Origin of the sequence: Staphylococcus sp. EZ-P03, from assembly GCF_003344575.1 — a bacterium.
GTDB lineage: Bacteria > Bacillota > Bacilli > Staphylococcales > Staphylococcaceae > Staphylococcus > Staphylococcus simulans_B.
Genome location: NZ_QPMO01000014.1, coordinates 1 through 22,082, shown reverse-complemented (window position 1 = coordinate 22,082; position 22,082 = coordinate 1). Strand labels below are relative to the sequence as shown.

Genomic DNA, 22,082 nt, shown 5'->3' with positions numbered 1-22,082 from the left:
TACGCAAGATATTGAACCGCCGTGTACGGAACCGTACGCACGGTGGTGTGAGAGGACGAGTATTCAATTAATGATTACTCTCCTACTCGATTCGAGAGAAAGGTCGTTCAGATAAGGTCGTACGTTAAAATATGATAGAATGAAACTGGTGATTAAGTATGATAGAGATAGGGCTGACAGGTTGGGGAGATCATGATTCCCTGTATACTGATCTAAGTCGAAAAACTGATAAATTAAAGACGTATGCGAGTCATTTTCCAGTGGTAGAATTGGATGCATCGTATTATGCGATTCAACCTGAACGCAATATCCGAAAATGGATTAAAGAAACACCAGACCGCTTCAAATTCGTCGTTAAAATCCATCAAGCACTCACGTTGCACGCAGACTATAAAGATTTTGCGGACACACGTGAAGGCTTATTTGAAGATTTTAAATTAATGATTGCGCCATTAATCGAAGCGGATAAACTAGCGATGGTCTTAGTTCAATTTCCGCCATGGTTTGACTGCAAAACACAAAACATTAATTATATTCGATACGTCAGAGCACAACTGAAAGATGTCCCTGTATGTATTGAATTCAGAAATCAAACTTGGTTTAAAGACGGCATGAAAGAACACACATTAGAATTCTTAACTGAGCAGCAGCTTATCCATGCGATCGTAGATGAACCGCAAGTCGGCGAAGGTTCAGCGCCGCTCATCAATCGTATTACGACAGAAACGGCATTTGTACGTTATCATGGCCGTAATCGTCATGGTTGGACCAAACAAGACATGACAGATGAAGCGTGGCGTGATGTGCGTTATTTATACGACTATTCAACAAAGGAACTGGAAGACTTAGCTGAAAAAGTACGTATTATTCAGCACAAAGCCAAAAACATATATGTGGTGTTTAATAATAACTCCGGCGGTCACGCTGCAGGCAACGCAAAAGAATTCCAGCGTATATTAGGGATTGATTACGAAGGGCTAGCACCGCAGCAATTGAAATTATTTTAGGAAGTGATGGGATATGGTGAGTATTATACTGCTCATTTTAATTGGGGCATTATCCGCAATTATCGGTTCTATTGTCGGAATCGGCGGCGGATTGATTATTGTTCCGACTATGGTGTATCTTGGAGTGGAGCATGATATGCTGCATGGGATTACACCGCAAATTGCGATCGGAACTTCTTCTATTATTCTAATTGTGACGGGTTTAACCTCAACATTAGGGTATTTAAAATCTAAGCAAGTCGATGTTAAAAACGGTTATGTCTTCTTATTCGGCTTGTTGCCGGGGTCATTGCTCGGTTCCTTTATCAGCCGTTATTTAACATTAGATTCATTCAACCTTTATTTCGGACTGTTTCTGATTTTAGTTGCTGTGCTGTTGTTAGTACGTCATGCAATTAAACCGATTAAAGTATTTGAAAAGAAAAAATATGAAAAAACGTATGTAGATAAAGATGGTACACTTTATCATTATCATGTACCGCCTGTGTTTGCTTTCTTTGCGACATTCTTTATCGGTATTACAACAGGTTTATTCGGCATCGGCGGAGGTGCTTTAATGACACCGTTAATGCTGATTGTATTCAGATTCCCGCCGCATGTGGCAGTAGGTACAAGTATGATGATGATTTTCTTCTCAAGTGTCATGAGTTCAATCGGACATATTTTCCAAGGCCATGTGGCTTGGCATTATGCAATCGTCTTAGTTATTTCAAGTTATCTGGGTGCGAAATTGGGTGTGAAACTCAATCAATCTATGCAATCGAACACAGTGGTTGCATTGCTGAGAACAGTAATGCTGCTGTTAGGGGTATATCTTATTATCAAATCATTTCTATAGAGGAGGCGTCCGAGTTTGAAGTTAACGATTTATCATACGAATGATATTCATAGTCACCTTCATGACTATGAGCGAATTGCTGCTTATTTAGCAGAACACAGACCGTTATTAGACCATCCTTCGCTTTATATCGATATCGGCGACCATGTTGATTTATCAGCACCCGTGACAGAAGCAACGCTTGGCCATAAGAATGTTGAGCTGCTGAATGCAGCACATTGCGACATTGCGACAATCGGCAATAATGAAGGCATGACCATTTCGCACGAAGCATTAAACGCCTTATATCATGATGCAGATTTTGCGGTGACTTGCAGCAACGTGTTTGATGAAGCGGGCAACTTGCCGCATCATCTGACATCGAGCTATATTACAGAAATTGAAGGTACGCGTATTTTATTTGTCGCAGCAACTGCACCGTTTACACCATTTTACAGAGCGCTTGATTGGGTAGTAACGGATCCGATGGCTGCGATTAAAGATGAAATCGACAAGCAAGAAGGACAGTATGATGTATTGATGGTTATGAGTCATTGCGGTATCTTCTTTGACCGTAAATTATGCGAAGCATTGCCTCAAATCGATGTAATTTTCGGCAGCCATACGCACCATTATTTCGAACGCGGAGAAATGAAGAACGGGGTGCTGATGGCAGCGGCCGGAAAATACGGTCATTTTTTAGGCGAGGTCACTCTGGAAATCGAAAATCATAAAGTTGTACATAAAGAAGCGGTGATTCATCCTGTTGAAACACTGCCGCAAGTAGAGACGCACTTCAAAGAAGAAGGCAAAGTACTAATGAGCGACCCGGTCGTTGATCATCCAGTCAGCTTGCCGAGAAGAACAGATGTAATTACGAAAACCGGTTATCTGCTTGCAGAAAGTGTGTATGAATTTACGCATGCGGATTGTGCGATTATCAATGCCGGTTTAGTCGTTAAAGGTATTGAAGGGCCAAAAGTGACAGAGTTTGATGTTCATCAAATGCTGCCGCATCCGATTAATTTAGTAAGAATCAAAATTACAGGCAGAGATTTGAAACAAGTTATCTTAACAGCTGAAGAGCAGGCTTATATGCATGAACATGCACAGGGGCTTGGATTCAGAGGAGATATTTTCGGGGGCTATATTTTGTATAATATGGGCTATATCGAGTCAGAAGCGCGTTTCTTTGTACAAGGCAAAGAAATCGAAGATGACCATGTCTATACTTTAGGTACAGTAGATATGTATACGTTCGGACGTTATTTTCCTCTGTTCAAAAATCTGCCTACAGAGTACTTGATGCCAGAGTTTTTAAGAGATATTTTCAAAAAGAAACTATTAGAATTATGAATTATAGGTAATAGCGTTTTCATTTTCTGATAAATTCGTTATAATAGTATGAAGATAAGTACACAGGAGGGTATGTGTTGTTATGGCTACTAAAAATGATGAAATTTTACGTAAACCAGATTGGTTGAAGATAAAGCTTAACACGAACGAGAACTACACTGGTCTGAAAAAGATGATGCGTGAAAAGAATTTAAACACTGTTTGCGAAGAAGCAAAGTGTCCGAATATACATGAATGTTGGGGTGAGCGCCGTACAGCTACATTTATGATTTTAGGTGCAGTTTGTACACGTGCTTGCCGCTTCTGTGCAGTTAAAACAGGCTTGCCGAACGAATTAGACTTAGGTGAACCAGAACGTGTTGCAGAATCAGTTGAAATGATGAACTTAAAACACGTTGTTATCACAGCGGTTGCGCGTGATGATTTACGTGATGCAGGTTCAAATGTTTACGCTGAAACTGTAAGAAAAGTAAGAGAACGCAATCCATATACGACAATCGAAATTTTACCGTCAGACATGGGCGGCGACTATGATGCATTAGAAACATTAATGGCATCAAAACCTGATATCTTAAACCACAATATCGAAACAGTACGTCGTTTAACACCAAGAGTACGTGCGCGTGCAACTTATGATCGTACTCTAGAATTCTTGAAACGTTCTAAAGAATTACAACCAGATATTCCGACTAAATCAAGTATCATGGTTGGTTTAGGCGAAACAATCGAAGAATTACATGAAACAATGGATGATTTGCGTGCCGCAGATGTTGATATCTTAACAATCGGTCAATATTTACAACCATCACGCAAACACCTTAAAGTTGAAAAATACTATTCACCATTAGAATTCGGCAAATTACGAAAAGTAGCAATGGACAAAGGATTCAAACATTGCCAAGCTGGACCATTAGTACGTAGTTCTTACCATGCAGATGAGCAAGTAAACGAAGCTGCAAAAGAAAGACAACGTATCGGTGAAGAAAAATTAAACGAATCTACTTCAGAAGCGTAATAGAAATGAATGAATAACAATAGGGGGAAGCGGACTGCATCAGTCCGCTTCTTTCGTTGTTTCACACCCATTTTGTTGTATAATGTGAGATAAGTCCTACGTGTGCATAGGCAAAAAGTATGCATCACGTTAAAACTGTGTACTACACTGAGTAAAAAGAAGAAACAATCAAAATAGAATTGTTAGGTGACATAGATGATTAAAGCAGGAGATAAATATTTTGAAATGATAGAAGAGTATCGTGATTGTTTTGATGAAGAACAATTTGCGGACCGCTATTCAGAGATATTAGATAAATATGACTATGTAGTCGGCGATTTCGGTTATGATCAGCTGCGCTTAAAAGGATTTTACAAAGATTCCAACAAAAAAGTTGAAATCAGCAAACGCTTTGCGACAATACAAGACTATTTATTGGAGTTCTGTAATTTCGGATGTGCCTATTTTATTTTAAGACGCATACCTGAAAGAGAATTAAAAAAATTACATGCACAGCATAAAGATGACGCTCTAAAAAGTGATAAGCTGCATGATGTAAAAATAGCACCGAGTCTTCCGAATGACCATAAGAAAAAGGACAGCTGATGAAGTACCAGCTGTCCTTTAGTATGTTTAAAACAATTATTTTAATATTCCCCGCTGTCGAAAGTACCGCTCGGGATAACATCTTTCAAGTATTCAGTCAGTTCTTCGCCTTCTGCTTCGCTGACACCTAAGATATAAGAGATATAGCCGTCTTCTGCTAAATCATCCGGACCAATGATGCCGAATTTATTCGTCTGCATATTTAAGACTAATACTTTCCCGTAATGACGGTTGGTTTGAAAGAGCATTAAATCATAACGGCTCTCTTCACCGACCATACCTACATATTGTACATCAGCTTCTTCGTTATCATCGTATAAAAACATATCTATCATGATTTCTTTGACTCCTTTGTACATGTTGTTTTCTCAAGTATATACAGAAATGATTTGTACTGCAAAGATGTGATATGATTGAGAGGATGAGGAGATGAAGAATATGTATTTTGTTGATAAAGATAAATTGACGTATAAACTGAATTACTTACAAAAATTAACAGAAGATTATTCAGAAAATAAAGAGAACCATTATGCATTTGAGCGTATTGCACAAATGCTCATAGAGTCTTCAGTAGATATCGGCAACATGGTGATTGATGCATTTGTATTGAGAGATCCGGGAAACTATAAAGATGTGATCGATATTCTAGAATTAGAAAAAGTGATTTCTGCAAAAACACAACAGGGTATAAATAAAACTGTAGATGTACGCAAACGCTTTGTACATCAGTATGATCAATTGGATACAGATGATCTGATCCCGTTATTTGATGCTTCGCTTGAAGACTACAGAAATTTCATTGATGAAGTTGTCAATTTCTTAAATAATGAAAATGTACCTGTTACAGCATTTGGAAAAGGAGATAAGAAATAGATGAAACAATACAAAGGTTATCTGATTGACTTAGATGGCACAATGTATAAAGGCGCTGATCCGATTGACGGTGCCAAACAATTCATTGATTATCTAAATCAAAATAACATCCCGCATCTTTATGTGACGAACAACTCTACAAAGGTGCCGGAGGATGTTGTGAAGAAACTGGCTGAGTTTGGTATTGATGCGAAACCAGAAGAAGTGATTACCTCTGCTTTAGCAACAGCAAGCTATATTAAAAAAGAAAACGAACATGCGTCGATTTATGTAATCGGCGAAGGCGGTATCCGTACAGCGCTGTTGAATCAAGGTTTAACACTTATAGACGACACGCATGTGGATTATGTCGTTGTTGGTTTAGATACGCATGTCAATTACGACAAGCTTTCACAAGCAACACTTGGTGTGCGCAATGGTGCGAAATTTATTTCGACTAACCAAGATATTTCAATTCCGAATGAACGCGGCTTCTTGCCAGGCAACGGTGCGATCACAAGTGTGATTTCCGTGTCGACAAAAGTACAGCCGACGTTTATCGGCAAACCGCAGCCGATTATCATGGATATGGCTATGGATGTCATCCGATTACCTAAAGAAGACGTTGCGATGGTCGGTGATTTATACGAAACAGATATCATGTCAGGTATTAATGCCGGGATCGACACGATTCATGTACAAACAGGTGTAACCAGCAAAGAAGAACTCGCAGAGAAGCCAACACAACCAACGTACACATTCAAAGACTTGAATGAGGTATTAAAAGACTTAGAAGGGTAGGTGTTACGATGACCAAAGTGTTAGTGACACGTAAAGTACCAGACAAATTTGTACAACAGTTAAAAGAATTTGCGGATGTAGAAATGTGGGATGAAGAATTCGTTCCGATGCCGCGCGATAGATTTTTAGAAGAAATCAAAGATGCGGAAGCAGCATTTATTACGCTAAGCGAAAAAATAGATGAAGAAACATTAGAAGCGGCGCCGCATTTGAAAATTGTAGCCAATATGGCAGTAGGTTATGACAATATCAATGTTGCTTTAGCAGCAGAAAAAGGTGTGACTGTAACCAACACACCAGGTGTCTTGACAGAGACTACTGCAGAACTCGGCTTTACTTTGATGCTTGCGACAGCACGCAGAATTGTAGAAGCTGAACAATATGTTAAAGACGGCGAATGGAAAAGCTGGGGACCGTATTTATTAGCAGGCAAAGATGTGCACGGCTCTAATATCGGTATCTTCGGTATGGGAGATATCGGCAAAGCTTTTGCCCGCCGCTTGAAAGGCTTTGAGGCTAATGTGATGTATCATAACCGCAGCCGCCACCGCAGAGCTGAAAAAGAACTCGGTGTATTGTATGTATCATTTGATGAATTGCTTGAAAACAGCGACTTTGTCGTTTGTACAGCACCATTAACACCGCAAACTAAAGAAAAATTCAACGCAGCAGCATTTAAAAAAATGCGCAACGATGCAATCTTTATCAATATCGGACGCGGAGCAACTGTCGTTGAAGAAGATTTGATTCAAGCATTAGAAGACGGCGAAATCGGCGGAGCAGGACTTGATGTTTTCAGAGATGAACCGATTTCGGCAGATCATCCATTGCTTAAATTTAAAAACGTGATCGCCTTGCCTCATATCGGCAGTGCGACGGTCGTGACACGCGACAGAATGATTCAGTTATCAATCAACAATGTGAAATCAGTGTTGCAAGGACAACCTGCAATTACGCCTGTTACTGATAAATAAAAAAGAGAGAATGCAGTTTTACACACTGATGAGCAGTAGGTAAAACTGCATTTTTCTGTGTAAATAGGTGTAAGTCCAAAGCATGATTTAAGGGGATGTAAAAAGTATTACAATAATGTTATGTGAGTAAAGATTGTATTTCAAGAGGAATAGAAGTAAAATGTAAATGCTCAAAATTTATTGATAATCGCATGAATGAATATCAATGCAAAAACATGAAAAGCATGCAGCTATGTTTGACACAGTTGTGTTGGTGCTTGAAATCGGTAAAATAATGCTTTATTTTTCAAGGATACAATTGAAAATACATGAGAAAAAGATTATAATGAATTATATTTTTGTTGAATTGGGAAAGACGTTCGACAGGAATGATTGAGTCGAAGTAAAAAAGATTAACTACCTGATAAGAGGGGTGTAAGATGAAATCAAAAGAACCCAAAGCAACTTCGGAAACTTTTAACAAATTAAAACCATATTTATTGACTGCTCTTTATTTAGCGATATTCATTACATTGTATCTGATATATGGCTCAGGAGACACACACAACAACTTTATTTACAATGAATTCTAATTAAGGGAGTATAGTTATGACAGAAATTATTAGTGCACTAAGACGTATTGCGACAAACCAACCTGATACTATAGCAGTAAGACATATAGACGAAACATTAACTTATCAACAGTTGGATGAGTTATCAAACAAATTAGCATCATTGATACAAGACAGCAAGACACCCATCGTACTATATGGTCATATGTCGCCTTATATGATTGCGGGTATGCTGGCAGGTATTAAAGCGGGATGCGGCTATGTGCCGATCGACACATCAGTACCAGATGATCGTACAGCAATGATTATCAACAAAGCACAGCCTGAATTTATCTTTGATGTATCCAACCATCAATTAGCATTCGAGCAAGGCACAGTATTAACAACAGCATCTCTGGATGAGGCTGAAAATATTGCGTTTGAACCTCGAATGAAAGCAGAAGATATCGTATATACGATTTTCACTTCAGGTTCTACAGGCGAACCTAAAGGTGTTCAAATTCAATACGGCAGCTTAGTAGAGTTTGCGGAATGGATGAAATCGCTCAATCAATTCGGAGAAGGATTGGAATGGCTGAACCAAGCACCGTTTTCATTCGACTTGTCTGTAATGGCCGTTTATCCATCGCTTGTCACAGGCGGAACTTTGAACTTAGTAGATAAGGATATGATTAAGAAGCCTAAACTGCTTAATGATATGCTGCAAGCTACACCGATTAATGTATGGGTTTCAACACCATCATTTATCGAAATGTGTCTGCTTTTACCAACATTAGATGAAAAACAATATCCAAGTTTGAAAGAGTTTTTCTTCTGCGGAGAAATCTTGCCGCACCGTACAGCTAAAGCATTAGCACAGCGTTTCCCTTCATCTGTGATTTACAATACTTACGGACCGACGGAAGCTACCGTAGCGGTGACAAGTGTACAAATTACAGAATCCGTACTAGAACGTTTCAATCCGCTTCCTGTCGGACAAGCACGACCAGGTACGACACTATCAACTACAGAAGAAGGCGAGTTGCTGATTGCAGGGAATAGTGTCAGTGCAGGCTATTTGAAAAATGAAGAGAAAAACCAAGCAGTCTTCAGCGAAACAGACGGACAACGTGTGTATCGTTCCGGAGACAAAGCTAAATTCGAACATCATCATTGGTTCATCCAAGGACGAATCGACTTCCAAATCAAAATGAACGGTTATCGTATGGAACTCGAAGAAATCGAATCAGTGCTGCGTCAATCTGATTTAGTGAGAGAAGCGGTCGTTGTACCGGTTTATAAAAACGGAAAAGTCACTCAATTAATCGGTGCAGTTGTACCGGCACAAACAGTTGAAGACAGTGCGCAGCTTTCGCACGATATAAAACAAGCATTAAAATCCAGCTTACCCGAATACATGATTCCAAGAAAATTTGTATGGATGGATCAATTGCCGTTAACGAACAACGGAAAACTAGACCGTAAGAAAATTGCTGAGGAAATTAATTAATGATTCCTTATGGTACGTTTAGTTTCTTTCTAATTGCATTTATTATTCTTATACCTGTTATTATTTTAGGTTTCTTAGGTAAGCGAAGCTATATCTATAATGGTATAAGTACTGCAATTATGATTGTGCTTATCTTTTCTTCTGACAAGCTCAACTTGTTCGGACAAAAGTATTTAAGTATTCAGCTGATTAGTTTTGTTATCTATGTATTATGGCAAGCCTTGCTGATTATGTGGTATTACCATTCACGTCCTAAAAAGAATACATTCTTGAAATTCTTTATCGTGATGGCCTTATCCATCTTGCCTTTAGCAATTGTTAAAGTCTTAACAAGTACATGGCTTGGCGGTCAGCAAATTCAATTCCATGAGCATAAACTGATTCAATTTGTAGGTTTCTTAGGAATCTCTTATGTTACATTCAAAAGTGTGCAGTTAATCATGGAAATCAGAGACGGTTCAATCAAAGAAATCAAATGGGGCAAAGTCTTCCAATTCATTTCTTTCTTCCCAACTATTTCATCAGGGCCGATTGACCGCTACAAACGATTTGTTAAAGATGATAAAAAGGTACCGACGAAAGATGAATACCGCGGCTTGATTTTAAAAGCAGTGCATATGATAATGCTCGGATTCCTTTACAAATATATTATTGCGTATTTTGTGAACCAATACGGTGTGACACCGCTTCAAGCGAATTTACACGGCTTTACAAATTATTGGTTGTACATGTATGCCTATAGTATGTATTTGTTCTTTGATTTTGCAGGCTATAGTTTGTTTGCGATAGCATTCAGCTATATTTACGGTATTAAAACGCCGCCTAACTTCAACCAGCCGTTCAAAGCGAAGAACATTAAAGACTTCTGGAACAGATGGCACATGACTTTATCATTTTGGTTCCGTGATTGTATTTATATGAGATCTTTATTCTTCATGTCTAAAAAGAAATTATTAAAAAGCCAATTTGCGATGTCAAATGTTGCTTTCTTTATAAACTTCTTTATCATGGGTATTTGGCACGGAATAGAAATTTATTACATTGTATATGGACTTTATCATGCGGCAGGTTTTATCGGCTATGGCTATTATGAGCGATGGCGCAAAACACATCCGCCGCGTTTTGATAACAAGTTCACAACCGCACTCAGCGTTATTATTACATTCCACTTTGTCACATTCGGATTCTTAATCTTTTCAGGCAAATTGATTTAATTATAAAGGAGACTTAACAATATTATGGAATTTAGAGACCAAGTATTAGACTTATTAGCAGAAGTAGCAGAGAACGATATCGTGAAAGAAAATCCAGACGTAGAGATTTTTGAAGAAGGCATTATCGACTCTTTCCAAACAGTAGGATTACTATTAGAAATTCAAAACAAATTAGATATTGAAGTATCTATTATGGACTTTGATCGTGATGAGTGGGCGACTCCGAATAAAATTGTTGAAGCTTTAGAAGAACTTAGATGAGTTCAAAATTAAAACCGTTTTTGCCGATATTCATCAGCGGCGCAATCTTTATTATATTTGTATTGCTGCCATCCAGCTGGTTTACAGGTCTTGTTAATCAAAAGACACTAGCAGAAAACCGCATGTCTTTAACAGACCAAGTATTAAAAGGTACTTTGATTCAAGAACGCTTGTTCAATCATAATGATAAATATTATCCGATTTACGGATCAAGCGAATTAGAAAAAGATGATCCTTTTAATCCAGCTGTCGCATTAAACAAACATAATGCATCTCACCAACCTTTCTTAATTGGTACAGGTGGGAATACAGACTTGGTAAATGGTATTGAGCTTGCATCGAATTATGATGAATTAAAAGGAAAGAAATTTGCTTTTATTATTTCACCGCAATGGTTTACAAACCATGGGTTAACAAATCAAAATTTTGATGCACGTGTATCTCAAAACCAAATTAACCAATTGTTCCACCAAAAAAATATGAGCAATGAATTGAAACAGCGTTATGCAAAACGTTTACTGCAATTCAAACACGTCCACAACAAAGACTTTTTAAGAACAACAGTAGAAAATAAAGGCAAAACGGATGGGAATTACATTTCTAACTTCAAAGAAAATCAATTAGTAAAAATCGAAGCGATTAAAAGCTTAGCGAATTTTAAAGATGTTCCGTTAGAACATGTAAAACCTGTAACAGATGAAAAGGCCTCATGGTCAGAAATGAGAGATGTCGCAACGCAATACGGCAAAGCGCATTCTCAATCCAATGAATTCAAAATCCGTGATAAATATTGGAAATTAATCAAAGCGAACAAACGTAAAATCAATCGTGATTATGAATTTAATATCAACTCACCAGAATTCAGCGACTTGAAACTATTAGTCGACACTATGCGAGAAGCAGGGGCTGATGTGGAATATATCAGTATCCCAGCCAACGGTAAATGGTACGATCATATTGGTGTAGATATTGAAAAACGTGAACCAGTTTATAAAAAAATCAACAAAACCGTTACTGAAAACGGCGGTAAGATTTATGACATGACAGATAAAGACTATGAACCATATGTTATTACAGATGCAGTTCATATCGGCTGGAAAGGCTGGGTTTATATTGATGAGCATGTCGCACATCATATGAAAGAAAAGTAATGCATATAAACACAAATGGTATGTTAATATCATTTGTGTTTTTTTATGCATTTTCAGATTGAAAATAATGGGTAGATATGCTTGACCTTTACGTTACGTCAATCCTTATAGTGGTATGCAGGAGGTGAGAAACATGCAATATACAGTAAGTGAATTGGCTGAATTGACTGGTTTAAGTCCACGCACCTTAAGATATTATGATGAAATTAATTTGTTCAAAGCACGCAGGTTAAAGGAGAATGATTATAGAGTTTATTTGTCAGAGGATTTAGATGTATTGTCCGTGATTATGTTATTGCGCCGGTTAGAAATGCCACTATCAAAGATTCAGCAATTACTTAAAGAAGGTAAGCATACTATGCAACTTTTAACGGATCAAAAGGTACAGTTGCTAGAGCAACAACAAGAGTTACAAGCTTTAATTGATTGGATAAATGAATTAGAACAGGAGGGAAAAATTATGCCGGATAAAGAAAAGTTTGAGGTTTTTAAACAAAAGAAAGTAGATGAAAATCGGGAACTATACGGGAAAGAAGTGATTGAACGTTATGGAGAATCCGTATTAAAAGAGGCGGAGCACCACTATAGTCATCTCTCGCAATTAGAATATAAACATGCACAACAGCAAGAGCAAATTATTCAAGAAAAGCTGAATCATTTATTAGAACAAGATGACTTGAACTATTCAGAAGCAAAAGTTGTATTTAATGCACATCGTCAATGGTTGAAATTGATGAGCGGTCAGTATAATACGGACTACCATCGTGCTATGGCTGAGCTCTATACTGCAGATGATCGATTCAGAGCATATTATGATGACTTAGTTGGCAAACAAGGTGCAGCAGACTTGTTAGGTTATATCATTAAAATCTATACAAAATAAAAAAGCACAGCTGGATTTACAGGCTGTGCTTACATCGTAAGACGATTTATTTAAATGAATTAGAAGACTTGTTCTACTTCAACGACACCAGGTACTTCTTCAAGTAATGCACGTTCAATACCTGCTTTTAGTGTAATAGTTGAGCTTGGGCATGAACTGCATGCGCCATGAAGTTGTAACTTAACAATACCGTCTTCTACATCGATTAATGTACAATCTCCGCCATCTCTTAATAAGAATGGACGTAAACGTTCAATGACCACTGCGACTTGATCAAACATAGTTGTATTTTCAGTTGGCATGGATATATCTCCTTCCAAGTATATAATTTCATTTTTTGCTTGTTTATTTATTATAATAGACTTAGAGAAAAAAATCTATGGAGGGGAACCAAATGACTAAAGTTAGTGTAGTAGTTTATGGGGCAGATGTGGTGTGTGCAAGTTGTGTGAACGCACCTACATCTAGAGACACGTATGACTGGCTTCAAGCTTTATTAAAGCGCAAATATCCAGATATCAACTTTGAGTACACATATATCGATTTCCAGAAGGATACAGAGAATTTAACAGATCACGACCAACAGTATATTGAACAAATCGAAAATGACGAATTGTTCTATCCATTAGTCACAATGAATGATATGTATGTGGCAGACGGCTATGTACAATTAAAACAAATCACACGATTTATAGATGAACACTTTGCGCAAGCTTAAAATTGTGTGAGGCATTAAAAAAGCTCGAGTACTGAATATCAGTGCTCGAGCTTTTCTTATCCTCTGTTTTAACCGTTATGATATTTGTATAACCATAAAACACCCGATTTCAAGATAGAAGCAATGCGGCCTGTTAAAGGTCTGTCCATGACATAAGCAAAGCCTTGTTTGTCTCCTAATGAACCTAGGAAACCTTGAACTTTAAGTTCGTCCATTTTGTCAGGCAATGCTTCGCCTTTCCATTGTTTCTTCAAGACATCGGCAATTTGGTCGCCTTGAACTTCAGCTAATTGTGCACTCGGCGCATGCGGCAAGTTGGCACAATCACCCACAACATAGACATTGCGGTAGGTTGGTACTTGGTGATATTGGTTGATAATCACTGCACCGTTTTTACTGACATCTACCGGCAAGTTGCGGACAACTGAAACAGGTTGAATACCTGCAGTCCAAACTACGATATCGACTTCTTCAGGATCGCCGTGGTTGTAAATATAACCTGGTTCGACTTTGTCGATATTGGAATTCGGTACGACAGTCACATTATGTTTATGGAACCATTTTTCAATAAAGCGACTTAATTTTTCTGGGAAACGTGCTAAAATACGTTCGCCGCGATCATACAGTTTGATGTCTAAATCTGAACGACTCTCGCGTAATTCACTGGCAAGTTCAATCCCGCTTAAACCCGCGCCGACAATTGCCACTTTAGCCCCCGATGGCAATTCGTTAATCGTATGATACGTTTTACGCGATTTAGATAAAGTCTGGATACTGTATGTGTATTCTTCTGCCCCTGGTACGTTATGATACTTATCTTCGCACCCAAGTCCGATAATAAGTTCATCATAATCTACTTTTGTGTCACCCACTGAGATGATTTGTTCATCTAAATCAATAGACGAAATTTCACCGTAAACGATGTTAAGCTTCTCAGATTCCGGAAAACTTAATCGTACATCTTTATCTGATTTTGTGCCAGCTGCTAACGCATAATATTCTGGTTTCAAACCATGATAAGGCATACGATCAATCAAAGTGATAGTGTAGTCCTCAGGTAAATCATCAGGCAAGATATGCGATAAAATACGCATGTTGCCGTAACCGCCACCTAACATTACTAAATTCTTCATTCCGATAACCCCTCTAATCAAGATTTATATAACGCTGTATCACTGCTTGATGACTGGAAGATATGTTAAATTGTAACCAGCGTCATTTTAGATGTTAATTCTAAAAATATGCTTTCATTTATTATAATCTTTTTTGATGTTGCATACAAACAATGTTTCGATTGAGAAAAATTCATACGAAACCCAAGAGAAATTGAACCAGGTATGTTATAATTGTATGACTCAAAAATAACAAGAGGTGCATTATGAATCCAATAGTAGAATTTTGCATTTCAAATATGGCAAAAGGCGGAGACTATGTATATAACCAGCTGGAACAAGATCCAGGGGTAGACGTATTAGAATACGGATGCCTGCAAAATTGCGGGGTTTGTTCAAGCGGCTTGTATGCATTAGTGAATGGTGATATTGTTGAAGGTGAATCGCCAGACGACTTATTACAAAATATTTATAAGCATATAGAAGAAACTTGGATTTTCTAGTTTCGAACGAGTAGTTTCTTAAGGAGGAATAAGATATGTCTACAGTAAATATGACAGAAGCAGCAGCATACGAAGTTAAAAGTATGTTAGAAAGCAATGATATGCCGGACGGTTATTTAAAAATCAAAGTAAACGGCGGCGGCTGTACAGGTTTGACTTACGGTATGTCAGCTGAAGAAGCACCTGGAGAGAATGATGAAATCATTGAATTCTATGGTCTTAAAGTATTAGTAGATAAATACGATAAACCTGTATTAGAAGGTACAACAATAGACTTTAAACAATCATTAATGGGCGGCGGTTTCCAAATCGACAACCCGAATGCGATTGCATCTTGCGGTTGCGGCAGCTCATTCAGAACTGCTAAAGTTGCCGGCCAGCCTGAAGATTGCTAAGACATCACAAATAGCATGAGATGAAGAGTTGGGGGATATGACCTCAGCTCTTTTTTTGGTTTAAATATGTTTTTACTTTAAAAATAGATTAAACTATGTCCATAATAGTGTTATCGGACAATCAGTAAATTCTGAAATTATCTGCGGTTTTCTTAGTATTGCCTTGAAAAAATGTTTAGATAATTATAGAATTAAGAGGAATGGCATTTGTCTTTAATTGGCATTTTTTTCAATCAAATGGGGTATATATTAAGATAGCGTATACTAATAAAATTATTTAAGAAAGCATAGGTGAATAAAATGGCTGAAACAAAAAAAGTTCTTGTTTTAGGGGCAGGTTATGCAGGATTGCAAACTGTTACAAAATTACAAAAGATTTTACCAGCTGACGAAGCTGAAATCACTTTAATCAACAGAGATGAATATCACTATGAATCAGTACTTTTACATGAAGCATCAGCAGGTACTGTAAACTATGAAGATATTATCTATCCGGTTGAAAGTGTTGTAGATCAAAACAAAGTAAAATTCCTTAAAGCAGAAGTAACAAAAATCGATCCGACAGCTAAAGTTGTTGAAACAAACAATGGTCGTTTCAACTACGACGTTTTAGTTGTAGGTTTAGGCTTTATCAGTGAAACATTCGGTATCAAAGGTATGTTAGAACATGCTTACCAAATCGAAAATATCCATACTGCACGTGAATTATCTCGTCACATCGAAGATAAATTTGCGAACTATGCATCTTCAAAAGAAAAAGATCCTAAAGATCTTGCATTCTTAGTAGGCGGCGCAGGCTTCACTGGTATCGAATTCTTAGGTGAATTAACTGAACGTGTTGATGAATTATCAAATAAATATGGTGTAGACCGCGACAAAGTTAAAATCACTTGTGTAGAAGCTGCACCAAAAATGCTTCCAATGTTCGACGACGAATTAGTGAACCACGCTGTAAACTTCTTAGAAGAACGCGGTGTTGAATTCAAAATCGGTACACCAATCGTTGGTGCGAACGAAAAAGGCTTCGTAGTTAAAGTGGGAGACGAAGAGCAACAATTAGAAGCTAACACTTCAGTATGGGCTGCTGGTGTTCGCGGAAGCAAATTAATGGAAGAATCATTCGACGGTGTTAAACGCGGCCGTTTAGTAGTTAACCAAGACTTAACTGCACCTGGACACGAAGAAACATTCGTTATCGGTGACGTTTCTGCTTACATTCCTGAAGGCGAAGAACGTCCATTACCGACAACAGCACAAATTGCTATGCAACAAGGTGAAAACGTTGCACAAAACATCAAAAACATCTTAAATGGTCAACCTAAAGAGCCATTCAACTTCGTAAACCGCGGAACTGTTTGCTCATTAGGTGCTAACGATGGTATTGGTGTTGTATACGGCAGAAACATCGCAGGCAAAAAAGCTGCATTCATGAAAAAAGTTATCGATACACGTTCTATCTTCAAAATCGGCGGTATCGGCTTAGCATTCAAAAAAGGTAAATTTTAATATTAACCATATTTCGGCTGAATAAGTAAGAGCCGGCTAAAAAATAGACTTTAAGAGGTTGGCAAAACTGTTGATACAACAGGGTTACCAACCTCTTTTTTATAATGAAGGAGGATTTGTATGCCAATACAAATTACATTTGATGAACAAAATCAATTATCCAGTGACACATTAGTCGTAGGTTTGCCAGATCATTTAAATCAGCTTGGATCAGTATCTATTCAAGGGGAAGACTTAACTGATGCTTTAGATACATATAAACAGCGTCATCTTATCAGCAGTGAAGTCGGCAAAGTCAGTGCTACATTCTTTGAAAGCGGAGAGATTCGTGTTCGATTGATTACTGTCGGGTTAGGCAATCTTAAAAACTTGGATCGTATTCAAGCAGCGAAAGTTTACGGAAACTTACTGCAGTATTTCAAACAAGCACATGTCAACAACGCAGATATTTTGTTTTCAACATTCGATTCAAAAGCGATTGAAAAAACTGAAATGGCAGAATTATTTGGTCTGCAAGGCAAGAAATCACTGTATGTCTTTGATAATTATAAATCCGATAAGAAAGTACCCTACCATCTAAGTTTGAGACTGCATGAAGCAGGTGCAGATGAAATTACAGCAATCAAAGATGGAGAAGTGATCGGCGAAGGTATTAAAATTGCGAGAGATTTAAGTAATATCCCGCCGAATATATTAACACCTGAATACTTTGCGGACTTAGTCACAGCACACTTTGAAGAAACAGCTGTCGAAGTGGATGTTAAAGATGCACAAACGCTGCAAGCAGAAGGTTTCGGTTTGATTCATGCAGTAGGCAAAGGGTCAGATAACGGCCCGCGTTTAATCACATTAACGTATAACGGCGCAACAGATGCGAATGCGGCACCTATTGCTTTAGTAGGGAAAGGTATCACTTATGATTCAGGCGGTTATTCTATTAAATCTAAACCAGGCATGCAGGAAATGAAATTCGATATGTGCGGCGCTGCGAATGTTGTAGGGATGATTGAAGCGGCACATCGTTTAGCATTGCCTGTCAACATTGTAGGTATTATTGCTTCTGCAGAAAATATGATTAACGGCAAAGCGATGAAACCAGATGATGTCTTCACAGCTATGAGCGGCGAAACAGTAGAAGTACTGAATACTGATGCAGAAGGACGTTTAGTGTTAGGAGATGCTGTCTTCCAAGCAGCACAGCATCGTCCGAAAGTCATTTTAGACTTTGCGACCTTAACAGGCGCTGCAATTGCGGCACTCGGCTTTGATAAAGCAGCTGTCTTTAAAAATAACGCTGAAGCACCGTTGAATGAAATCACAGCCATTACACAGCAAAATGGCGAATGGACATATGAATTGCCAGTGACAGCAACAGAACAATCATTAATTAAAAACAGTGAAGTTGCTGATTTAGTCAACCATACCAACGGCATGGGCAAAGCATTGTTTGCGGCCGCATTTATTATGCATTTCAGCAACTCGATTCCGCACTTGCATTTTGATATTGCAGGACCGGCAACGACTTCAAAAGCAAGTTATAATGGTCCGAAAGGCCCTACAGGTTTCTTGATTCAAAGTATTATCGATTGGTTAAGAAAATAAATGATTCTGAGTCGAAATCAACAAGACATGGTTTTGACTCATTTTTTATACAATTAACATTGAGAATATTCTGATATTTTATTATAATAAACGCTAACTAAACTTTTAGTCAGCAGGTGGTTCATTTGCCGAAAAATGCGGTTAATTTAATTATTTTCGACGTTATTGCTTCATTTGGTTCGCAAATTTTCAGCTTTGCGTGCAGCTTCTTCATTTTAAAACATACAGATAATACTGCTTTCTTCAGTATATATTTAGCGGTTGTGACATTATCTACAATAATCAGTGCACCATTATTCGGAACATTTACCGATACAATGAACAATAAACGCTTAATTACTGCAGCGCAAATTGTTAATATTGTCAGCTTAGTATTATTTGTCTTTATTTATCACTCCTTTTTCTACTATATTCTTATTTTAGGAATTATTTTAAACCTAACAGATGGTGCCATCAGCAATATCATCTCAGCCAATATTCAGCAAATCGCAGAGGATAGTATTGAAAGATTCATATCCCTTTTTCAATCCATCGGCAAGGGGATAAGTATCATTGCGCCGATTTTAGGCGGGGTGTTGATCACTTTTGTCTCAATCGAAAAACTAGCATTATTCAATGTTTTGACAGAACTCTCAGCGATTGTGATTATTTATTTCATACCGTTGAAGGCGACGCTTTCACGCAACGAACAAAATTTTTGGTTTGATTTTAAAGAAGGCTTTCATTATCTATTAAGCAAACGTTTCATATTATCGGTAATCATATTTATGACGGTTTTTAACTTTTTAGCTAACTGTATTGCGGTAGGAATGCCGATTATCTCGATTCAATCTTTGAAACTATCTGCACCGCAATTTGGATTCGTTGAATCCAGTTTTACATTTGCGATGATGCTGATGATGATTGTGCTTTCTATATTTCCAATCAAACAAGCACTTAAAGGTTCAATGCAGATTTCATTATCCATCATGGCGTTAACTATCATTGGTTTAGGTCTTTATTTGTTGAATATTCAAAGCAATACTTTCTCATTTATTGTGATTCTAACAGTAATGACATTAGTCGGTATTTCATTGCCGATTTTCAATGTCCCTACAATGATTTTCATGCAAAAGGTAATAGATGATCAGTTTAAGGGCAGAGTATTCGGTTTATGCAACTCTATCTCGCAATCGATGACACCTTTATCTTTTGTTTTCTTTGGTATGGTATTAAACAACCAACAAGGGTGGGTCTTTTTAATAACAGGAAGAGACTTCCTTTTAACCATTCTATTGTTCTCGCTGGTTATTAAAAAAGATCAATTTAACGTTGTTTAATTTAGGAGCAGAATAAATCAGATAAGATTGGATTGTGATATTGACAACAAAGTAGCAGACTGTTATCATACTAACATAACGCTTTAGTTCGATAACGTAGTAAAGGAGTAACACAAATGTTAAATGCAGTAGTCATCGCGGTTTTATTAATGATTATTTTATGTTTATTCAGACTCAATGTTGTATTAAGTCTGTTTGTCAGCGGTTTAGTTGGCGGTTTAGTGGCAGGAATGTCAGTGGAGAAAATTATCAAAGTATTTTCAGAAAATATAGTAGATGGTGCAGAAGTCGCACTGAGCTATGCTTTGCTTGGGGGCTTTGCGGCATTAATTTCATATAGCGGCATTACAGATTATTTAGTCGGCAAAATCATCAATATGATTAAAGCTGAGAATACAAAAGTATCTCGTTCGACAATCAAAGTCATTTTAATTGTCGCGTTATTACTATTAAGTATGAGCAGTCAGAACTTGATTCCTGTACATATTGCATTTATTCCAATTGTTATTCCACCATTACTCAGCTTGTTTAATGAATTGAATATCGATAGAAGACAAATCGGTTTAGTCATTGGATTTGGATTATGTTTCCCTTATCTGTTACTCCCATACGGATTTGGACAAATTTATCACCAAATCATTCAAACAGGCTTTACAAAAGCACATCACCAAATTGAATTTGATATGGTATGGAAATCATTGCTGATTCCATCAATGGGTTATATTGTCGGTTTGATTTTAGGTCTGTTTTATTACAGAAAACCTCGTAAATATAATAGAGATCAAGAGAATATCGAAAATGCGCCGAAAGAATTGAAACCTTACGTATTAGGCGTAACGATTGTCGCAATCTTAGCGACATTCTTAGTACAAACATTTACAGAATCTATGATTTTCGGTGCGCTTGCAGGTGTGATGGTCTTCTTCATATCTCGTTCATTCAAATGGATTGAACTAGATAGAGAGTTTACAGAAGGTATTAAAATCATGGCTTACATCGGTGTTGTTATTTTAACAGCCAACGGTTTTGCGGGTATTATGAATGCGACAGGCGATGTGAAAGGCTTAGTAGAAAGTATTGCTTCTGTAACAGGCGATCACAAATTAATCGCAATCATCTTGATGTATGTCATTGGATTAATCGTGACATTAGGTATCGGATCATCATTTGCGACGATTCCGATTATCGCAGCACTTTTCATTCCATTAGGAGAACAAATGGGTATGAGTACGATGGCATTGATTGCCTTAATCGGTACAGCAGGTGCATTAGGCGATTCTGGTTCGCCAGCCAGCGATTCAACATTAGGACCGACAGCCGGTTTAAATGTAGATGGTCAGCACGATCACATCAGAGACACCTGTATTCCGAACTTCTTATTCTATAATATTCCGTTAATGGTCTTTGGTACGATTGCAGCTATGGTATTATAAAGTTAATACACATGCAGGGGAGCGGATGGAATGACGAATTTACTCGAAGTCTTAGAAATGGAAATTTTAGAAGTCTCAGAAGGATATGCGAAAGTGCAAATGCCGGTGACGGATAAAGTGAAACAGCCTTTTGGTTATCTCCATGGCGGTGCTTCTATGGCTCTAGGAGAGACAGCATGTTCTGTAGGTGCTGCACATATGGTAGATACGAATAAGGTCATCCCAGTAGGATTAGAAATGAATACGAACCATATTCGCTCAGCGACAGAAGGTTATGTCTATGCGATTGCCAAAATTATCCATGGCGGAAAATCAACGCAAGTATGGAATATCAATATTGTAGATGAACACAATCAAATCATCAGTGTGATGAGAGGAACGATGATGTTGAAGCCGCGTCGTTCATAATAAATAAGCATTCCTGTTTTTTCAGGAATGCTTATTTTTAGGTTCTTCATCTTTTATGGTGGGAAGGTAAAACTTCCCGCCTTTTTTGATACACAAAAAGCGCAATTGCCTCTATAATTTAAAGTGCCTA

At 37.7% G+C, this 22,082-nt stretch carries 25 protein-coding genes; 22 read left to right on the top strand and 3 right to left on the bottom strand.

Features of this window, described 5'->3' with window-relative positions:
• Positions 1 to 158 precede the first annotated feature (158 nt).
• From DVJ99_RS07660 to DVJ99_RS07640, 5 genes are all read left to right on the top strand, one after another.
• Positions 159 to 1,007: a DUF72 domain-containing protein gene (locus DVJ99_RS07660; RefSeq protein WP_114603781.1), complete on the top strand. Its 849-nt coding sequence runs from the start codon at positions 159 to 161 to the stop codon at positions 1,005 to 1,007.
• A 13-nt stretch (positions 1,008 to 1,020) separates the two neighbouring features.
• The gene (locus DVJ99_RS07655) at positions 1,021 to 1,845 is read left to right on the top strand and encodes a sulfite exporter TauE/SafE family protein (protein ID WP_105993621.1); all 825 of its coding nucleotides are present in this window, start codon (positions 1,021 to 1,023) and stop codon (positions 1,843 to 1,845) included.
• A gap of 15 nt (positions 1,846 to 1,860) precedes the next feature.
• The gene (locus DVJ99_RS07650) at positions 1,861 to 3,180 is read left to right on the top strand and encodes a bifunctional metallophosphatase/5'-nucleotidase (RefSeq protein ID WP_114603780.1); all 1,320 of its coding nucleotides are present in this window, start codon (positions 1,861 to 1,863) and stop codon (positions 3,178 to 3,180) included.
• An 82-nt stretch (positions 3,181 to 3,262) separates the two neighbouring features.
• Positions 3,263 to 4,195: a lipoyl synthase gene (gene lipA / locus DVJ99_RS07645; RefSeq protein WP_114603779.1), complete on the top strand. Its 933-nt coding sequence runs from the start codon at positions 3,263 to 3,265 to the stop codon at positions 4,193 to 4,195.
• A 195-nt stretch (positions 4,196 to 4,390) separates the two neighbouring features.
• Positions 4,391 to 4,780, top strand: a complete 390-nt coding sequence (locus DVJ99_RS07640; RefSeq protein ID WP_114603778.1) for a YutD family protein — start codon at positions 4,391 to 4,393, stop codon at positions 4,778 to 4,780.
• 41 nt (positions 4,781 to 4,821) lie between these two features.
• Here the strand turns inward: DVJ99_RS07640 and DVJ99_RS07635 are convergent, their stop codons facing one another.
• Positions 4,822 to 5,115 carry a DUF3055 domain-containing protein gene (locus DVJ99_RS07635; protein WP_105993625.1) on the bottom strand — a complete coding sequence of 98 codons (294 nt, stop codon included), beginning with the start codon at positions 5,113 to 5,115 and terminating at the stop codon, positions 4,822 to 4,824.
• Between the two features lie 103 nt (positions 5,116 to 5,218).
• Here DVJ99_RS07635 and hepT point away from each other — a divergent pair, with 103 nt between their 5' ends.
• The 9 genes from hepT (at position 5,219) to DVJ99_RS07590 (ending at position 12,956) form a co-directional block, all read left to right on the top strand.
• Positions 5,219 to 5,653 carry a type VII toxin-antitoxin system HepT family RNase toxin gene (gene hepT, locus DVJ99_RS07630; protein WP_114603777.1) on the top strand — a complete coding sequence of 145 codons (435 nt, stop codon included), beginning with the start codon at positions 5,219 to 5,221 and terminating at the stop codon, positions 5,651 to 5,653.
• Entirely contained in the window at positions 5,654 to 6,433 is a 780-nt protein-coding gene (locus DVJ99_RS07625; RefSeq protein ID WP_114603776.1) for a TIGR01457 family HAD-type hydrolase, read from the top strand.
• 8 nt (positions 6,434 to 6,441) lie between these two features.
• Entirely contained in the window at positions 6,442 to 7,407 is a 966-nt protein-coding gene (locus tag DVJ99_RS07620; RefSeq protein WP_114603775.1) for a 2-hydroxyacid dehydrogenase, read from the top strand.
• 419 nt (positions 7,408 to 7,826) lie between these two features.
• A complete protein-coding gene (locus DVJ99_RS07615; protein ID WP_105993629.1) occupies positions 7,827 to 7,979 on the top strand; it encodes a teichoic acid D-Ala incorporation-associated protein DltX in 153 nt (50 codons plus the stop codon).
• Between the two features lie 16 nt (positions 7,980 to 7,995).
• Positions 7,996 to 9,447 carry a D-alanine--poly(phosphoribitol) ligase subunit DltA gene (gene dltA, locus DVJ99_RS07610; protein ID WP_114603774.1) on the top strand — a complete coding sequence of 484 codons (1,452 nt, stop codon included), beginning with the start codon at positions 7,996 to 7,998 and terminating at the stop codon, positions 9,445 to 9,447.
• Positions 9,447 to 10,661: a D-alanyl-lipoteichoic acid biosynthesis protein DltB gene (dltB, locus tag DVJ99_RS07605; RefSeq protein WP_114603773.1), complete on the top strand. Its 1,215-nt coding sequence runs from the start codon at positions 9,447 to 9,449 to the stop codon at positions 10,659 to 10,661. Before dltA ends, dltB begins: the two co-directional genes overlap by 1 nt.
• 24 nt (positions 10,662 to 10,685) lie before the next feature.
• Positions 10,686 to 10,922: a D-alanine--poly(phosphoribitol) ligase subunit 2 gene (gene dltC / locus DVJ99_RS07600; RefSeq protein ID WP_002433359.1), complete on the top strand. Its 237-nt coding sequence runs from the start codon at positions 10,686 to 10,688 to the stop codon at positions 10,920 to 10,922.
• Positions 10,919 to 12,073 (top strand): D-alanyl-lipoteichoic acid biosynthesis protein DltD, encoded by a 1,155-nt coding sequence (gene dltD / locus DVJ99_RS07595; protein ID WP_114603772.1) that lies wholly within the window; start codon positions 10,919 to 10,921, stop codon positions 12,071 to 12,073. The genes dltC and dltD overlap by 4 nt, the downstream gene beginning before the upstream one ends.
• 133 nt (positions 12,074 to 12,206) lie before the next feature.
• Complete coding sequence (locus DVJ99_RS07590) at positions 12,207 to 12,956, top strand: MerR family transcriptional regulator (protein ID WP_114603771.1); 750 nt, start codon at positions 12,207 to 12,209, stop codon at positions 12,954 to 12,956.
• A 59-nt stretch (positions 12,957 to 13,015) separates the two neighbouring features.
• Here DVJ99_RS07590 and DVJ99_RS07585 read toward each other — a convergent pair whose 3' ends face one another.
• Positions 13,016 to 13,258 carry a NifU family protein gene (locus tag DVJ99_RS07585; RefSeq protein ID WP_105993633.1) on the bottom strand — a complete coding sequence of 81 codons (243 nt, stop codon included), beginning with the start codon at positions 13,256 to 13,258 and terminating at the stop codon, positions 13,016 to 13,018.
• A 92-nt stretch (positions 13,259 to 13,350) separates the two neighbouring features.
• Here DVJ99_RS07585 and DVJ99_RS07580 point away from each other — a divergent pair, with 92 nt between their 5' ends.
• Complete coding sequence (locus tag DVJ99_RS07580) at positions 13,351 to 13,674, top strand: YuzD family protein (protein ID WP_114603770.1); 324 nt, start codon at positions 13,351 to 13,353, stop codon at positions 13,672 to 13,674.
• A gap of 68 nt (positions 13,675 to 13,742) precedes the next feature.
• Here the strand turns inward: DVJ99_RS07580 and DVJ99_RS07575 are convergent, their stop codons facing one another.
• A complete protein-coding gene (locus DVJ99_RS07575; protein ID WP_105993635.1) occupies positions 13,743 to 14,807 on the bottom strand; it encodes an NAD(P)/FAD-dependent oxidoreductase in 1,065 nt (354 codons plus the stop codon).
• A 245-nt stretch (positions 14,808 to 15,052) separates the two neighbouring features.
• On the opposite strand from DVJ99_RS07575, the gene DVJ99_RS07570 reads away from it, so the two are divergent.
• The 7 genes from DVJ99_RS07570 (at position 15,053) to DVJ99_RS07540 (ending at position 21,952) form a co-directional block, all read left to right on the top strand.
• Positions 15,053 to 15,289 carry a YuzB family protein gene (locus tag DVJ99_RS07570; protein WP_105993636.1) on the top strand — a complete coding sequence of 79 codons (237 nt, stop codon included), beginning with the start codon at positions 15,053 to 15,055 and terminating at the stop codon, positions 15,287 to 15,289.
• Between the two features lie 35 nt (positions 15,290 to 15,324).
• The gene (locus tag DVJ99_RS07565; protein ID WP_114603769.1) at positions 15,325 to 15,684 is read left to right on the top strand and encodes a HesB/IscA family protein; all 360 of its coding nucleotides are present in this window, start codon (positions 15,325 to 15,327) and stop codon (positions 15,682 to 15,684) included.
• Between the two features lie 300 nt (positions 15,685 to 15,984).
• Complete coding sequence (locus tag DVJ99_RS07560) at positions 15,985 to 17,190, top strand: NAD(P)/FAD-dependent oxidoreductase (RefSeq protein ID WP_114603768.1); 1,206 nt, start codon at positions 15,985 to 15,987, stop codon at positions 17,188 to 17,190.
• 120 nt (positions 17,191 to 17,310) lie between these two features.
• The gene (locus DVJ99_RS07555; protein WP_114603767.1) at positions 17,311 to 18,792 is read left to right on the top strand and encodes a leucyl aminopeptidase family protein; all 1,482 of its coding nucleotides are present in this window, start codon (positions 17,311 to 17,313) and stop codon (positions 18,790 to 18,792) included.
• Positions 18,793 to 18,917: 125 nt separating this feature from the next.
• Complete coding sequence (locus tag DVJ99_RS07550) at positions 18,918 to 20,111, top strand: MFS transporter (RefSeq protein ID WP_162912155.1); 1,194 nt, start codon at positions 18,918 to 18,920, stop codon at positions 20,109 to 20,111.
• Positions 20,112 to 20,227: 116 nt separating this feature from the next.
• Positions 20,228 to 21,544 (top strand): Na+/H+ antiporter family protein, encoded by a 1,317-nt coding sequence (locus tag DVJ99_RS07545; RefSeq protein ID WP_114603765.1) that lies wholly within the window; start codon positions 20,228 to 20,230, stop codon positions 21,542 to 21,544.
• A gap of 30 nt (positions 21,545 to 21,574) precedes the next feature.
• The gene (locus DVJ99_RS07540; protein ID WP_114603764.1) at positions 21,575 to 21,952 is read left to right on the top strand and encodes a PaaI family thioesterase; all 378 of its coding nucleotides are present in this window, start codon (positions 21,575 to 21,577) and stop codon (positions 21,950 to 21,952) included.
• The last annotated feature ends 130 nt before the right edge of the window (positions 21,953 to 22,082 follow it).